This window comes from Peptococcaceae bacterium, from assembly GCA_024655825.1.
Lineage (GTDB): Bacteria > Bacillota > Peptococcia > DRI-13 > PHAD01 > JANLFJ01.
Genome location: JANLFJ010000016.1, coordinates 1 through 16,150, shown reverse-complemented (window position 1 = coordinate 16,150; position 16,150 = coordinate 1). Strand labels below are relative to the sequence as shown.

The 16,150-nt window shown below is 52.6% G+C and carries 14 protein-coding genes; 13 read left to right on the top strand and 1 reads right to left on the bottom strand.

Annotated features, from left to right (window positions below; genetic code table 11):
* Window positions 1-21: 21 nt before the first annotated feature.
* From NUV48_07710 to NUV48_07650, 13 genes are all read left to right on the top strand, one after another.
* A complete protein-coding gene (locus tag NUV48_07710) occupies window positions 22-1,752 on the top strand; it encodes a penicillin-binding transpeptidase domain-containing protein (protein MCR4442027.1) in 1,731 nt (576 codons plus the stop codon).
* Between the two features lie 112 nt (window positions 1,753-1,864).
* Window positions 1,865-3,112, top strand: coding sequence for a DUF362 domain-containing protein (locus tag NUV48_07705; GenBank protein ID MCR4442026.1), 1,248 nt, complete (start codon window positions 1,865-1,867; stop codon window positions 3,110-3,112).
* A gap of 159 nt (window positions 3,113-3,271) precedes the next feature.
* On the top strand, window positions 3,272-3,844 hold the full coding sequence (locus NUV48_07700) for a 4Fe-4S dicluster domain-containing protein (GenBank protein ID MCR4442025.1): 573 nt from the start codon (window positions 3,272-3,274) through the stop codon (window positions 3,842-3,844).
* A complete protein-coding gene (locus NUV48_07695) occupies window positions 3,841-4,734 on the top strand; it encodes a CoB--CoM heterodisulfide reductase iron-sulfur subunit B family protein (protein ID MCR4442024.1) in 894 nt (297 codons plus the stop codon). Before NUV48_07700 ends, NUV48_07695 begins: the two co-directional genes overlap by 4 nt.
* A 2-nt stretch (window positions 4,735-4,736) precedes the next feature.
* Window positions 4,737-6,716 carry a CoB--CoM heterodisulfide reductase iron-sulfur subunit A family protein gene (locus NUV48_07690; protein ID MCR4442023.1) on the top strand — a complete coding sequence of 660 codons (1,980 nt, stop codon included), beginning with the start codon at window positions 4,737-4,739 and terminating at the stop codon, window positions 6,714-6,716.
* Entirely contained in the window at window positions 6,707-7,165 is a 459-nt protein-coding gene (locus NUV48_07685) for a hydrogenase iron-sulfur subunit (protein ID MCR4442022.1), read from the top strand. The genes NUV48_07690 and NUV48_07685 overlap by 10 nt, the downstream gene beginning before the upstream one ends.
* Window positions 7,162-8,049, top strand: coding sequence for a 4Fe-4S dicluster domain-containing protein (locus NUV48_07680; GenBank protein MCR4442021.1), 888 nt, complete (start codon window positions 7,162-7,164; stop codon window positions 8,047-8,049). Before NUV48_07685 ends, NUV48_07680 begins: the two co-directional genes overlap by 4 nt.
* A gap of 13 nt (window positions 8,050-8,062) precedes the next feature.
* On the top strand, window positions 8,063-9,061 hold the full coding sequence (locus tag NUV48_07675) for a 4Fe-4S dicluster domain-containing protein (GenBank protein ID MCR4442020.1): 999 nt from the start codon (window positions 8,063-8,065) through the stop codon (window positions 9,059-9,061).
* Window positions 9,058-9,873: an FAD/NAD(P)-binding protein gene (locus NUV48_07670; GenBank protein ID MCR4442019.1), complete on the top strand. Its 816-nt coding sequence runs from the start codon at window positions 9,058-9,060 to the stop codon at window positions 9,871-9,873. Before NUV48_07675 ends, NUV48_07670 begins: the two co-directional genes overlap by 4 nt.
* 6 nt (window positions 9,874-9,879) lie before the next feature.
* Entirely contained in the window at window positions 9,880-11,607 is a 1,728-nt protein-coding gene (locus NUV48_07665; protein ID MCR4442018.1) for a histidine kinase, read from the top strand.
* Complete coding sequence (locus NUV48_07660) at window positions 11,576-12,337, top strand: LytTR family DNA-binding domain-containing protein (protein ID MCR4442017.1); 762 nt, start codon at window positions 11,576-11,578, stop codon at window positions 12,335-12,337. Before NUV48_07665 ends, NUV48_07660 begins: the two co-directional genes overlap by 32 nt.
* A 163-nt stretch (window positions 12,338-12,500) precedes the next feature.
* Window positions 12,501-13,490, top strand: coding sequence for a TAXI family TRAP transporter solute-binding subunit (locus NUV48_07655; protein MCR4442016.1), 990 nt, complete (start codon window positions 12,501-12,503; stop codon window positions 13,488-13,490).
* A gap of 33 nt (window positions 13,491-13,523) precedes the next feature.
* Complete coding sequence (locus tag NUV48_07650; GenBank protein MCR4442015.1) at window positions 13,524-15,488, top strand: TRAP transporter permease; 1,965 nt, start codon at window positions 13,524-13,526, stop codon at window positions 15,486-15,488.
* Here the strand turns inward: NUV48_07650 and NUV48_07645 are convergent.
* Window positions 15,456-15,956, bottom strand: coding sequence for a DUF1850 domain-containing protein (locus NUV48_07645; GenBank protein MCR4442014.1), 501 nt, complete (start codon window positions 15,954-15,956; stop codon window positions 15,456-15,458). The genes NUV48_07650 and NUV48_07645 overlap by 33 nt on opposite strands.
* Window positions 15,957-16,150: the final 194 nt, after the last annotated feature.

The window sequence follows — 16,150 nt, the reverse complement described above, 5'->3', positions numbered from 1 at the left end:
GCTATTGCCGGGAGGATGGGTATGAACAAACGGATTGTCTATATTCTAGGAATGGTTTGGGCTCTTTTTTTTATTGTCATAGTGAGGATGGCGTATTTACAGCTGTACGAGGGTCATAATTCCGGGTCGGCGCTTGCTGCCAGGGCGCTTCGCTATCGAACGCAGGCGATGCCGGGAGAGGAGTACTACCGCGGCGAAATTCTTGACTGCAACTTGGTGTCGCTTACTGACAGCGGGATCAGACCGGCCCTGGTCGCCTTTCCCTCCAGCATAAAAAGTGTTGGGGATACGGCAAGGGAGCTTGAAAAAAGCGTGGGAATTGCGACCAGCCACACCGAAGCGGCGATCAAACGCGCGCAGGATACCTTCGGCAGCCGTTCCCCGGTAGTGTTAAAAACAAACCTTACACCGGAGGAGGTTGAAAAAATAACGGCCGCTCAATTTGAAGGCATCGCCGTTCTTCCGCTAAAGACGAGATACGGTCCTGCCGCCCTGGCCAGTCACCTGGTAGGCTATCTGAACAAGATAAGCGAACAGCAGTGGCAGGACCTCACAAAAAAGAGGAAGACTGCGGATTCCAGCAGTAACTTGCCCACCGCCTACCGGCTCACGGACAGGATCGGGGTGGCTGGTTTGGAAGGCAAATATGAAGAGGTCTTGCGGGGGTCGGGGCCGGAGATGAAGATCGTGGGTATTGCCGATGCCAACGGGCGGCTGCTGCAGGGATTGGGATATAAAATCCAGGAAGGAACGGCCGATCCCTGGCGCAATCACCTTGTCCTGACAATTGACCGGCGATACCAGGAGATCGTGGAACGGGTGATGGACAGGTCGCTGGTCAGGGGTGCAGTTGTTGTCCTTGACATAGCGAGCGGCGACGTGCTGGCTGCAGCCAGCAGGCCCAACTTTGACCAGAACCAGGTCGGGAATTATCTTAAAGGACGCGATGAGTTGATCGACAGGACGGAAAGGGTAGCTTTTTATCCTGGCTCGGTCTTCAAAATGGTGACAGCCGCCGGCGTACTGGAGGAAGGTCTTCTCCAGCCTGACGAGGTCTTTGAATGCACCGGCACGCACGACTTCGCCGATGGAACCAGGATCAGGTGTCTTGGCCCGCACGGCAGGGTTGATTTGAAGGAGGCGATCTGCAAATCGTGCAACACCACTTTTGTGGGGCTGGGTTTGAGGCTGGGCGGTGCAAAGCTGGCGGAGTACGCTTCCAAACTGGGGTTTACCGTGAATATCAACAGCCAGTCGCCTCCCGCCCTTGTGGGCAACGCCTCAATCGGGCAGCAGGGAGTCCTGGTGAGCCCCTTGCAGATAGCCAACCTCTATGCGACAATCGCTCGCGGCGGGTATTACCGCCCCTGGCGGGTTGTTTCTGAAATTCGCAATTACCAGGGCGAAGTCATCCACCAGTTTCCTGGCAGTCCCCCTCTACAGGTAATAAGCAAAAAGACCTGTGATTTCCTGGTGGATGCCCTGGCAGCTGCCGCAGAAAGCGGTTCTGGCCGTCCGGCCTGGCTGGAAGGGAAAGGCACGGCGGGAAAGACAGGCACAGCCCAGGCTAATGATTCCCAAAAAGTGATTGCCTGGTTTGCCGGGTTCACACCTCTTGATAACCCCCGCCTGGCGATAGCGGTCATGGTGGAAGAAAACGCCGTCGGAACCAGCACCGGCCTGCGCGGGGGCGAAACGGCTGCGCCTGTTTTCAAAGAGGTGGCGGAAGGAATTTTGAGCCTGGCAGAATGATAAAAAGCGATGAAGAAGGCGGTCCTTGCCCGAAAGGACCGTTTTTTGTGTTGAAATTAGTCGTGTTTTACGTGATACTTATAGAGTGAAAAAATGCCGGTGTGGTGAGATTATGTATCCCAGATTCATGAAAGTGAGACAAAAATTTCCCGGGGACAGGGTTGAAAACATCACGACGCGTTTGGACCAGGAGTTGGACAAGCTGGAACTGGATAAAGCGATCAAAAAGGGCGACAGGGTCGCCATCACTGCCGGGAGCAGGGGTATAAAAAATATACCGTTGATTCTTTCCCGCATCGCGGGCCGGATTTATGAACTGGGCGGCAAACCGTTTCTTGTATCGGCGATGGGAAGCCACGGAGGAGGTACCCCTGAAGGGCAAAGAAAGGTGCTGGCCAGCCTGGGCATTACAGAAGGTACTGTGGGGTGCCCCATAAGCTGTTCAGAGGAGGTTGTAAAAATTGGGGTAACGCCGTCACACAGGGTCGATGTGTACTGCGCCAGGGAGGCGGTGGAATGCGACGGAGTGGTAGTGGTTAACAGGGTAAAACGACACACGGCTTTTAGGGCCCCGCGTGAATCGGGGATTTTAAAAATGATCGGGATTGGCCTGGGAAGGGTTCCCGGGGCTGAGGCCATTCACTCCTGCGGGCCGGAGGAAATGGGACAGGTGATCCTGGAATTGGCCAGGGTTGTAAGCCAGCGGGTTAACATTCTCGGCGGTATCGCCATTTTGGAAAACGGGTACGACGAAACGGCAGGGCTTTACGGTTTAAAACCTGCTGAATTCGAAGAACAGGAGGCCGCGCTGCTGAAAAAGTCTGATGGGCTTAGGCCGTCTTTGCCTGTGGAAGAGATAGACCTGTTAATTGTGGACGAAATGGGCAAAAACTACAGCGGCACCGGCATGGACAGCAACGTCATTGGCCGGTGGCGCATCGACGGTTTGCCCGAGCCCGAAAAACCCCGCATTAAAAGGCTGGTGGTTCTTGACCTTTCCCTGGAATCCCACGGGAATGCGAACGGCATAGGGCTGGCAGACTTTACCACCAGAAAACTGGTTGACAAGATTGATTTCCGGGCGACTTACCTTAACGCGATTACGACAGGGTATTTCCAGAGAGCGGCAGTGCCCATCACTGCCGGCAGCGACAGGGAAGCGGTGGAAATGGCCTTTAAAACTTTAAAGAAAGAAAAGGATAGGATAAGCATCGTCCGCATAAAGAACACCCTTTACCTTGATGAAGTATGGATGTCCCAGAATCTCAGGGATTACGTGCTTAGCGCCACCCACCTGGAAATAGCCAGGGAAGACATGGAACTGACATTTGATCAAAGCGGCAATATCGGCAGTTTTTGAGAGAACCTGACCGGCAAGCGCCGTGACGGATATTTTTATCGAACGACGGGTGCCGATAATGTTTACATATCCTGTTTTATTATGTAGAATTTAATAGTGTGTAGAATTGAATGTCTAGCGACGGGCATTAATTTTCCGGAAGGAAGGAAGAGACAAAAAATGGAACGGGTTAATCTATCCAGGGAGCTGCTGCATGCTCCTGAAGTCAGCAGGGAATTGAAAGAACATTACGGCATCGACATAACACGCTGTTACCAGTGCGGTAAATGTTCGGCGGGCTGTCCCGTTTCTTTTGCCATGGACTACATGCCGCGCCAGATTATCAGGCTCTTGCAGCTTGGTATGAAAGAGCAAGCTCTCCGGTCGAAAACAATCTGGCTCTGCGCTTTTTGCGACACCTGTTCAACCAGGTGCCCAAGGGAAGTGGACATCCACGGCGTTATGGAGATTCTGCGCCTGGAGGCCAAAGCCAGGGGTTATATAACCCATAAACACAACAATATTTTTCACGGGATATTTTTGCAGCTTGTCAAGAGGCTCGGGCGTGTCCACGAGGGCGGCCTGATCGTTCTTTTCAACTTCCTTTCTTTGCAGCCGTTTAAGGATGTGCTTTACGGGCTGCCGTTGTTCTTGAAGGGAAAACTGCACATACTTCCGGAGCTTGTCAGGGACAGGGGCGAAGTAAAAAAAATCTTCAAACGCGCCCGTTCCGAGGGAGGTGTTAGCAAATGAAACTGGCTTATTATCCCGGGTGTTCGCTGTCTTCCACCGGGATTGAATTCGGCATGTCCGCCCCGGTGCTGGCCAAAGCCCTGGGGCTGGAGCTGTGGGAGATCCCGGAATGGAACTGCTGCGGTTCTTCATCGGCGCATGTCACCGACCATAACTTGGCGCTTGCCCTGCCGGCGCGGAACCTGGCCATCGCGGAGGAAGCAGGACTTGATGTGGTCGTTCCCTGCGCGGCCTGTTATGCCCGGTTGAAGGCTGCGGAAGCGGCGGTCCGCAGTTCCCGGCGAACTAAGGAAGAAATTGAAAAGATTATCGACCGGAAATACGAGGCCAAGATTACGGTGAGGAGCCTTTTAGACATCATTTACACCGAAATCGGGCCGGCCAAAATCAGGGAAAAGGTCCTGCGGCCGCTGGAGGGTTTGCGGGTGGCCGCTTACTACGGATGCCTCCTTGTTCGGCCGCCCAAGGTTGCCCAGTTTGAGGATCCCGAAAACCCGGTAAGCATGGACAGGCTGCTATCAGCCGCAGGGGCCGAACCGGTGGACTGGGGATATAAAACGGAATGCTGCGGCGGCGGCCATCCCACCATCAGCCCGGAATTCGGCTTGAAAATACTGAAACCGATTTACGAAGAAGCGAGATATGCCGGGGCCGACTGCTTCGTGACGGCTTGCCCCATGTGCTTTACCAACCTGGACATGCGGCAGAAAGAGGTAGGGAAGCAGCACGGGACGGTTTACAACCTGCCGGTGTTTTATATCACGGAACTCCTGGGCCTGGCCCTGGGTTTTGAAGCGCGCGAGCTGGGCATCAACAGGCACCTGGTCAATGCCCTGCCGTTATTGAAACATAAAGGGCTTTTGCATCCTGTGAAGGGCGGGAGGGAGTAAAGATGAAACGAGTCGGGGTTTTTATCTGTCATTGTGGAACCAACATTGCCCAGACGGTTGACTGCGAAAAAGTGGCCAAGATGGCCGGGGGACTTCCCCAGGTGGCCTTCAGCACTGATTACAAGTACATGTGCTCCGAACCCGGGCAGCAGGTAATCATCAATGCCGTGAAGGAGCACAGGCTGGACAGGGTTGTGGTGGCTTCCTGCTCACCGCGCATGCATGAGCCGACCTTCCGCAAAACCCTGGAAAAGGCCGGTCTCAACCCGTATCTTTTGGAGATGGCCAATATCCGCGAGCAGTGTTCCTGGGTTCACCAAGACAAGGAGAAAGGGACGGCCAAGGCCTTCGACCTGGTGAAGATGGCTGTGGCCAAGGTGTTAAAGAACGAACCCTTAAGCAGGTCAAGTATCCCCATCCACAAAAGGGCCCTGGTGATCGGCGGGGGCATTGCCGGTATCCAGGCAGCCCTGGACATTGCCGATGCCGGTTATGTGGTGGACATCGTCGAGAAAGAGCCGACCATCGGCGGCAGGATGGCCCAGATCGACAAGACCTTTCCCACCATGGACTGTTCGGCCTGCATACTGACTCCTAAGATGGTTGATGCGGCCAGCAATCCGAACATCAACCTGCTGACTTACTGTGAAGTGGAAAAAGTCGACGGTTACGTGGGGAATTTTGATGTAACCATTCGCCATAAGGCCCGTTCGGTTGATATGAACAAGTGCACCGGGTGCGGCACTTGCTGGGAAAAATGCCCGACCAGGGTTGCCAGCGAATTCGACATGGGGCTGGGGACGCGCAAGGCGATTTATACGCCTTTTCCCCAGGCTGTTCCGAACAAGCCGGTCATTGACAGGGAGAACTGCCTTTATTTTAAAACCGGTAAATGCGGGGTCTGCCAGAAGGTGTGTCCCACCGGCGCCGTCGATTATACACAGGAAGACCGCCTGGAAACGGTTCGCTACGGGGCGATTGTCGTGGCTACAGGCTTTGACCTTTTTGACGAGAGCGTGTACGGCGAATACGGCTACGGCCGGTATCCAGACATTATTTCCGGGCTGCACTTTGAAAGGATGATTAACGCCTCCGGCCCTACAATGGGGAAAATCAAGCGGCCCTCCGACCACACAGAGCCAAAAACCGTGGTTTTTGTAAAGTGCGTAGGTTCCCGCGACGAGGCCAAGGGTAAACCTTACTGTTCCAAGACCTGCTGCATGTACACAGCCAAGCATGCCACGCTGGTCAGGGAAAAAATCAAGGATTCGCAGGCCATCGTTTTTTACATGGACGTGCGTACTCCCGGCAAGAATTATGACGAGTTCTACCAGCGGGCGGTCAATGAATACGGTGTCCAGTACGTGCGAGGCCGCGTATCGAAAATCTACCAGAGCCACGGCAAACTGATCGTGCGCGGCGAAGACACCCTGCTGGGCAGGCCGGTGGAGGTGGAGGCCGATATGGTTGTGCTGGCCACGGCCATGGTCGCCCGCGGGGATGCCGGCGAACTTGCCCGCAAACTGGGCATTTCCTATGACCAGCACGATTTCTTCACTGAGGCACATCCCAAGCTGCGGCCAGTGGAGACGCATACGGCTGGCGTCTATTTGGCCGGGACATGCCAGGGGCCCAAAGACATCCCGGATTCCGTAGCCCAGGCCAGCGCCGCGGCGGCCAAGGTATGCGCCCTTTTGAGCAGGGAGGAAATGCCGACCGAACCGGTTGTTTCGGCCGTGAACGAGGCCGTCTGTTCCGGCTGCGGGCTGTGTATCTCCATCTGCCCGTATAAGGCCATAGAATTAAAAACAATTTCCGAGCGGGTTCACGGGAAAACAAGAGAACGCCAGGTGGCCTCCGTTAACACGGGTCTTTGCCAGGGCTGCGGGGCGTGCACTGTGGCCTGCCGCTCCGGCGCCCTGAACCTGAAAGGATTCACCAATGAACAGATCCTGGCGGAGGTGGATGCGTTATGTCTGTAGGATTGAATGCTGAAAAACAGGGAACGGGGCAAAAGGCATGGGAACCTAAAATACTTGTTTTTGCCTGCAACTGGTGCACCTATGCAGGCGCGGACCTGGCCGGTTTGAGCAGGCTCCAGTACCCGCCCAACATCCGCATTTTGCGGGTCCCCTGTTCCGGGCGGGTCAACCCCCAGTTTGTGATCCGCGCGTTTCAAAAAGGGCTGGACGGTGTCTTGGTGGCGGGATGTCACCCGGGAGACTGCCATTACAGCACCGGCAATTATTTTACACGCCGGCGCTACCTGCTGACCAAGCGTTTGCTGGAATACATGGGCATTGATCCCCAGCGTTTCCAGGTTCGCTGGATTTCCGGCTCGGAAGGACCCAAATTCCAGCAGGTCGTGACACAGCTGGTGGAAGAGATAAAGGCCATGGGGCCGAACAGGAAGATGAGGGATCCGGAATGAAAGAAATTACTCAAAAAATGCGCGACACAGCCCGGGAACTCCTGAGCAGCGGCCAGGTTGCCCTTGTTTTGGGCTGGGAAAAGGGTTATCCCTGGTACAAGTCAGCCCCCACCTTCATTGACAAAGTTGAAGATGTCGAGAGGCTCGTATTTGATGAATTCTGCCACAATAACCTTTCCAAGTACCTGCTGGACCTGGCTGCTGTCGACGGCAAGGTAGCCCTGTTCGTGAAAGGGTGCGACAGCCGCGGCGTCAACCGCTTGATCCAGGACAACCAGGTGAAAAGAGAACAATTATATATTATCGGGATTCCATGCCCAGGGTTGAAGGATCCTGATGACGCGGCAGGCAAAAATTGGGGCGATGAAATAAACGGCGCAGTGAAATGCCAGGATTGCAGGTTCCCCAACCCGGTGGTTTACGACCTGCTGCTGGGCGAAAAAGTGCCTGCGGTTGAGCGGGGTCGAGAGACGAGAGAGCTTATCGAAAGGCTGGAAAAGATGAAGCCTGATGAACGCTACGAGTTCTGGGCAGGACAATTTAATCGCTGTATACGCTGTTACGCCTGCAGGAATATCTGCCCGGCCTGCAACTGCCGGGAATGCGTTTTCGACAGGGCTGTGCCGGAGTGGCTGGGCAAGGCCAACAATCTGGTCGAAAACCAGTTCATGCAGCTGACCAGGGCCATTCATGTGGCCGGCAGGTGCATAGAATGCGGCGAATGCGAGCGGGCCTGTCCCGTGAACATTCCACTGATGGCCCTGAACAGGAAGATAATCAACGATATTGAAGAATTGTTCGGGGAAGAACCCGCCGGGCTCGATCCGGAGAAAAAGACGCCCTTGGGGCGCTTTGAGCTGGATGACCCCGAAAAGTTCATGTAGGGGGTGGCGCTGAATGCTGGCTATTGAGAAGAAACGCTTGAACGAACTGCTGCGGAGAATGAACCGGGACTTCCAGGTTTATGTACCCTACCTGGAGAACGGGACGGGCAAATTCGCGCCTTATCAGGAAGAACGGGAATTGTACCTGGAAATGAACACGCTGCTGCCTCCCAAGGACATCTTTTTCCCGCAGACGGAAAAGATGTATAAGTTCCGGGCTGCGGGGAACGAGCTGGAGATAGAAGAAATAGCGGAACAAAAGGAAAAGCAGGTCGTTTTCGGGATTCGTTCCTGCGACGCCTTTAGCATTGACTGCCTGGACAAGGTTTTCCTCAGCCGGGGATACGAGGACGCCTTTTACAAGAATAAACGGGAAAACACTCTTTTGGTGGGCTTGGCCTGCACTGCCGTTGGGGACACCTGCTTCTGCCAGTCGATGGGCTTGAATCCCCAGGAAGCGGTGGGGGTAGACCTTCAGGTGCTGGACCTGGGCGCGGAATGGGGGTTTAAAGCCAGGACGGCAGCCGGCCAAGAACTGCTGGCCAAATACGGGGATGTTTTACATGAAACAGGAGCGTCGCCCCTGCCGGCGGAAGAGTTTAAGCTCAAGGTGGAGGTTGAGGGCGTGCCGGAAAAGCTCTCCCGGATGTTTGACCACCCGGTCTGGGAGGAAGTGAGCCGCAAGTGCCTGGGCTGTGCGCTCTGCACCTATCTTTGCCCGACTTGCCACTGCTTTGATGTATCCGGCAAGGTCAAAGGGGAAGAGGGCTACAGGTTCCGCTGCTGGGACAGCTGCATGTTTTCGGAATACACCCGCATGGCGGGAGGGCATAACCCGCGTCCCACCAAAAAGGAGCGGGTTCGCAACCGGTTCATGCACAAGCTCAGCTATTTTGTGGAACGTTACGGCCAGCTGCTTTGCACGGGCTGCGGCCGCTGCCTAGCCAAATGCCCGGTGAACATGGACATTACCGCCGTTATTCGGAAAATAAAGGAGGCGGAGGTTGAATGAATGCCAACCCTCTTGTTCCCATACGGGGAAGGATAATAAAGATTGTTCAGGAAACTCCGGATGTAAAAACATTTCATGTCAGCACCACCGGCGGGGAAAAGCCGTTTGCTCCGAAACCGGGACAGCTGGCCATGTTATCCCTGCCCCAGGCAGGCGAAGCCATGTTTTCCATCACTTCCCAGGGACCAAATCACCTGGAGCTTGCCATCAAGGAAGTGGGCCAGCTGACAGGGGCGCTTCACCAGGTGGAGGAAGGGCAGGAATGCGGCATCAGGGGACCGTACGGCAACGGCTTTCCGCTGGATTATCTCAAGGGCAAGGACCTGCTCTTTATCGGCGGCGGTATAGGACTGGCGCCGGTCCGCAGTCTTATCAACCATTGTATTGAAAACAGGGCGGAATTCGGGAAAATGTATGTGGTTTACGGCGCGCGTTCCGTGGCCGACTTGGTTTTCAAGGAAGACCTTTTCGAAAACTGGCCGAAGGTGGAAAACATGGAGGTCTATACGACCATCGACCGGCCGGAAGAGGGTTGGACGGGGCATGTGGCCTTTGTTCCCGCCTATGTGGAGGAACTGGGCTTCAAGCCCATGACCACCATTACCTGCGGCCCGCCGATCATGATTAAATTCGTCCTCCAGGCCCTGGCCAGGATGGGCTTTAACGACGCCGACGTCATCACCACCTTGGAGATGCGCATGAAATGCGGTATCGGCAAGTGCGGCCGCTGCAACATTGGAAGCCTCTATGTGTGCCTGGATGGACCCGTCTTTACGCTGGAGCAGCTGAAAAAACTGCCGCCTGAGTATTGAAAGGGAGTGGGCAGTATTCTTCAGCTTTTGATAGAACTGCTGAAAAACATGGCATTAATTGCCCTTACAGCATATTTATTGATTCATACCAGGCCATTGCGTCTTGCCCTGGAAGGTGAAGCCAACCTAAAAGACAAAGCGCTATTGGCGGTTATTTTTGGCCTGCTCTCCATAGCCGGCAATTACCTGGGGATTCCCGTGATGGGCGCCCTGGCCAATAACCGGATGATTGCCCCAGTGGTTGGAGGGCTGCTGGCTGGACCAATGGTTGGGATAAGCGCAGGACTTATTGGGGGATTACACAGGCTGTTTTTGGGCGGTTTTACTGCTTGGGCCTGCGCTGTTGGCAATGTTTTTGCCGGACTTGTGGGCAGCTGCTTTTACCTGGTAAAAGGCCCCAGGAATATAAGTGGAAAAACCGCCCTGCTGTCCGGTTTATTGTCTGAAGCAATCCTGAAAGCACTGGTTCTCCTGCTGGCGAAACCTTTTTCCGCGGCGTTGACTCTGGAAAGGACTATTGCCGTGCCGACGATAATGGTCAATTCCATTGGGGTTACTATTTTTGTGATGATGGTCCAAAATGTGCGCAAGGAACACCTGAGAGTAGGTGCGTCCTACGCTGAAAAAGCTCTCCAGATTGCGAGCCAGACAATGCCTGTCATAAGAAAAGGGTTAAATGCCGGAACTGCAACCAGGGTTGTGGAAATCATCCTTTCCGAGACGAAGGCGGCTGCGGTAGCCATTACCGACAAAGAAAAAGTACTGGCTTTTGCCGGCCAGGGGTCCGACCATCATAGGACTGGGCAACCTGTTGCAGCACAGGTCGTTCTTGATGTGTTGAACAGTGGTTCCAGGCAGGTGGCACATCAAAAGGAATTGCTCGGCTGTTACGACCCGCAGTGCCCTCTTTCCAGTGCCATAGTGGTACCGTTGTGGAGTAGAGACGAGATTGTCGGAACATTCAGCATTATTAACAGCAACGGGGATAAGATTACCGATGTTGATTTGAAACTGGCGGAAGGAATCGGCAATCTTCTCAGCCTGCAGTTAGAAATTGCCCAGTTGAACGAACAAAGCAAGCTGTTGGCCCGTGCCGAGTTTTCGGCGCTGAAGGCTCAACTCAACCCGCATTTTTTGTTTAATTCCTTAAGCGTAATCATGTCTTGCTGCCGGTCCAAGCCGGAGGAGGCGCGTGAACTGCTTCTTCACCTTTCCAGACTGCTGCGACGCAGGCTTAGGGAAAACGACGACCTTGTACCGTTACATGATGAACTGGAGGCTGTTGATGACTTTTTATTCATTAACAAGGTTCGTTTTGGCAGCAAGCTGCAGGTAAGAATTGAAATAGGGGATCATACGGAAGACTGCCTGGTTCCTGTTTTTTCCATACAACCTCTTGTTGAAAATGCGCTGCGTCATGGTTTCATCGAAAAAGAGATTGACTGCCGTATTGAAGTAAAAACTTCTCTGGAATCTGAATTCCTGAAGATTGAAGTCATTGATAACGGCGCCGGTATTCAAGCAGGTACACTGGAAAGAATCAGGAAGGGGCAAAGAACGGAGCATGGGGGAGTAGGGCTGAACAATATCATGCAGCGCCTGAAACTGCTTTACGGGGACCGGGCTGGCTGTACCTTTGAAACCGCCCCGGGGAAAGGGACAAGGGTCATTTTACATCTTCCGCAGGTAAATGGGAGTGGAGATGATGAAATACAAGGTATTTCTGGCCGATGACGAGCCCTTAATCTGCAATGAACTGAGGTATATTTTAGAAATGGAGAATGACCTGGAAGTGGTCGGCGAATGTTACAGCGGTCATAAAGCAGCTGACGAAATCAAGAGATTGCGGCCGGATATAGTTTTTCTGGATATTAATATGCCTGGAACAACGGGGATGGAGACAGCCCGCCTGGTTATGGACGAGAGCAGACCGCCCCTGGTCATATTTGTGACTGCCTTTGAGGAATATGCCATAGCAGCCTTCAAGGTGAACGCGGTCGGTTATGTCCTCAAGCCTTTCTCCAGGGAGGAAATCAGGGCTGTTTTGAAACAGGCCAGGGAACGCCTGGGAGAAAGAACCAGGCACATGCAGCGGGATAACAAAGTGCAAAGCTCCCCGGACAGGTTTTCCCTCCGGCGGATTCAAGGAGAAAAGGGCGGGAAACTGTTCCTGCTTGATCCTGAAGATGTATGCGTGATTATTGCCAAAGAAAAGAAGACGTACATCCTGACGGCTGATAAAGAGTATATGGCCAACCAGCCTCTGCTTAACCTGGAAAGCAAACTGGCCGACAGAAACTTTTTCCGCTGTCACCGTAATTACCTGGTTAACTTAAAAAAGGTGAATGAAATCATTCCCTGGTTTAACGGCACATATCTCCTGAAGGTGAGCGGGCTTCCCAAGCTGGAGATACCGGTAAGCCGCTATAAGGTAAAAGAATTCAAGGCGCTGGTCGATTTATGAACTGGCGCCTTGATTTTTTTATAAATGATAAATGCCACTCAGCGTTTGGCAGGAGCCAACAGGAGGTCAAATATGGTTATTCGGCAGGCAATCGTTTGAAGGCCCTTTTTTTACGATTATATTATTGTTAGAAAATTGAAATTAAAAGAGGAGGAATCATGAATTGAAAAAGCTTCTAGGATTACTGGTGATTGCCGCGTTTGCTGTTATGGCTATTACCGGATGCGGCGGAGGTGCCAATAAAAATTCGCAGCCCAGGACGGCTTCAAAAGAGCCGGTGTTAATCACCATTGTTACCGGCGGAAGTTCAGGCCCGTATTTTGCCCTGGGCGGCGCTGTGGCCAAGCTATTTAACGAGAATATTCCCGGAGCGAAAGCTTCCGTGCAGTCAACCGGGGCCTCTGCCGTCAACTGCACACTGCTTGGAGAAAAGAAGGCTGAGCTTGCGTTCGCCATGAATGACGTGGTTTCTTACGCTTACACAGGTACAGAGGTTTTCAAGGACAAGGGCGCCGTAAAGAATTTGCGCGGCATGGCCGCTCTTTATCCTAATTATGTCCAGTTGATTGCGTTGGAAAAATCAGGAATCAAGTCTGTTGCCGATTTAAAAGGTAAAAGAGTGGGAGTAGGAGCGCCGGGCAGCGGTACGGAAGTCAATGCCCGTCAGGTGCTGGAGGCCTACGGAATCACTTATAAAGACATTAAACCTGACTATTTGTCTTATGCCGAGTCAATCGAACAAATGAAAAACGGGTCGGTAGATGCGGCCTTCCAGACTTCCGGGCTTCCAAACTCTACAATCCTTGACCTGTGCACTACCCATGATGTCAGGATAATACCCATAGAACCCAAGACGGTTGAGAAACTGGCCGAAAAATACCCCTTTTATACATCCGTTTCTATCCCGGGCGGTACATATGACAATAAAGAGGATGTACCGACGGCTGCTGTTACAAGCATTCTTGTTGTCAGGGACGATATGCCGGAGGACCTGGTTTATAACATGACCAAGATAGTCTTTGAGAACCTGGGCGATCTTGTCAGCACTCACTCTGCAGCCAAGGACATCAAGCTGGAAAAGGCGAAGAAAGGCATACCTGTTCCCCTGCATCCCGGCGCGGAAAAATACTTTAAGGAAAAGGGCGTCAATTAACAATAATTATTAATCTGCTTGGGGGGCATGCAGATGAACAACAACAGGGATTTATCCCAAGAAGCACAAAACCGGGTAGAGCAGGTGCTGCAAGTTTACGACACAGAAGCCCGGTACCGGAAATTCCACTGTTCATGTTTGGCCCAAACGGTAACCGGCCTTGCTATCGCTATGTCTGTTTTTCATTTGTATACAGCGTGGGCTGGACCGCTGGTCACTTTAAAACACCGGGCTCTTCATACGGCAGTAATAACAGCGCTTGTTTTTCTGCTTTACCCGTTCTCCCACAAAAGCCCAAAAGGAAAACTGCCCGTTATTGACGCTATTTTTGCCTTGCTTGCTATGGCCAGCGGTTTATATGTCATTGCTTTTTATAACGATATTGTACTAAGGGCGGGAATGCCTAACAAAACCGATTTGCTCTTCGCCTTGATCACTTTGCTGCTGGTCCTGGAAGGCGGCCGGAGGATTGCCGGCAAGGAGCTGACCGTTTTAGCCGTCGCTTTTCTGGCGTATGCCTATTTCGGCCGTTACATGCCCGGTTTTCTTATGCATCGCGGCTACAGCATAAAGGATATACTGGACTATATGTATTTGACTACCGAGGGAATCTTTGGCATTCCAATCGGAGTATCTTCAACCTATATCATCCTGTTCATTCTTTTTGGAGCATTTTTGGACAAATCGGGCATGGGCCAGTTTTTCAACGACCTAGCTATGGCTCTTGCCGGCGGCAGCCGGGGAGGGCCGGCGAAAGTGGCCGTTGTTTCCAGCGGCTTGATGGGATCGATCAATGGAAGTGCGGTGGCCAATGTTGTTACTACCGGGTGTTTCACCATACCGCTGATGAAAAAGGTTGGATACCGGCCCGAATTTGCCGGGGCTGTGGAGGCAGCGGCTTCGGTTGGAGGGCAGATTCTCCCGCCCGTAATGGGGGCGGCCGCTTTTATCATGGCTGAATCGCTGGGCATACCTTATGTAAAGATTGCCTTGGCAGCGGCGGTCCCCGCGCTCCTTTATTATTTAGGAGTAATCGTTATGGTACATTTAAGGGCCTGCAAACGGGGACTCAGAGGGGTGCCAAAGGAAGAGATCCCGCAGATTTCGCAGGTATTAAAATCCCGCGGGCATCTCATTATGCCCCTCATTGTGCTGGTTTATCTTTTAATAAAAGGATACACGCCCATCTATGCGGCTTTTTACTCTATCGTGGCCACCGTAATTGTTGGTTTCCTAAAAAAAGAGACCCGCATGTCGTGGCGGGATGTTTTAAAAGCCCTGGAGAACGGGGCGCGGATGACCTTGAGCGTTGCCATGTCCTGCGCTATTGTGGGTGTCATTGTAGGAGTGGCCACCTTGACGGGGTTCGGGCTTAAACTCGCTTCTGTCATACTCTTCGTTGGACAGGGAAACTTGATGTTGACCCTGGTGTTTGCCATGATCGCCTGCCTCATCCTGGGAATGGGTCTACCTTCGATTCCTGCATATATCATTACCGCCACCATGGCCGCGCCGGCATTGTCCAAACTGGGCATTGAACCCCTGGTTTCACATATGTTTGTGTTTTACTTCGGCATGTTGGCCAATCTTACCCCGCCGGTAGCCCTGGCCGCTTTCGCCGGGGCAGGGATAGCTGGCTCAGATCCGGCCAGGACAGGATTTCAAGCGGTTAAGCTGGCCCTGGCAGGTTTCATCGTTCCGTATATTTTTGTTTATTCGCCTTCGTTAATGCTGTTAAATACAACCCTGTTTAATGCCATCGTTGTTACGGCTACTGCCATGGTAGGGGTTGTTGCTCTGGCAGCGGCGGTAGAGGGATATTTATTGACTGTGCTGAACCCGCTGGGAAGATTAATGCTGTTTTGTGGATCCCTTTGCCTTATTAAACCGGGAATCTGGACTGATTTTATCGGTATCTTGGCAATCACTCTGGTCATTGTATGGCAAAAAATTGAAGCAAGGCGTTCAAGCCGGGCTACCGGCCCAAAAACCGCTTAAAACGTGGAACAAGTATAAACATAGCGGGATTTTTTGCAGCCTTAAAAACACCTGCGCGCTATCGGGCATATGGTCCGCGAGCGTGTAGGTGTTTTTCCCGGCGGTAAGCCAATAACGGGCATAATCGGAATGTATGAAAGACAGCTTTTCATAATCCTGGTTGAGGTTCTTGAAAACGATAAAGCCGTTGCTCAATTCATAAGTACAAGTACCGGGGATCAGGGCAGGGACTCCCGCGCCGTAGGAACGAAAGCGTGTTTCCACTAAAGTGAAGTGAAGAGTTTGTTGATTAATCTGGAAATCCTCTTCCCAGGGTTGCAGCTCTACGGAATGACGCCATCCCAGAGTAAAGCGCTGCTGGTCTTTAACGGGAACGGTCAGGTATATGGCGCCGCTTTTGGCGTCGGTAAGGGTAAGAACGGGAAGATCATAAGACATGAAAACCGGGATGAAGGATAATATAGCCATGAAGAGTAATAACCTTTTCATAATAATGATTTAACGGTCCTCCTTATTTGACGTAGTGTGTACACCGAAATAATTCTTAAAATTAGAAATAAATCCTGCCGGATTATGAGTTTTTTTGTCTTTTGCTGTCATCTGTAAACGAGCTAATTGCTATGTTCAGGGGGCCAAACAGCACAAGCGTTGAAAGGAACGCA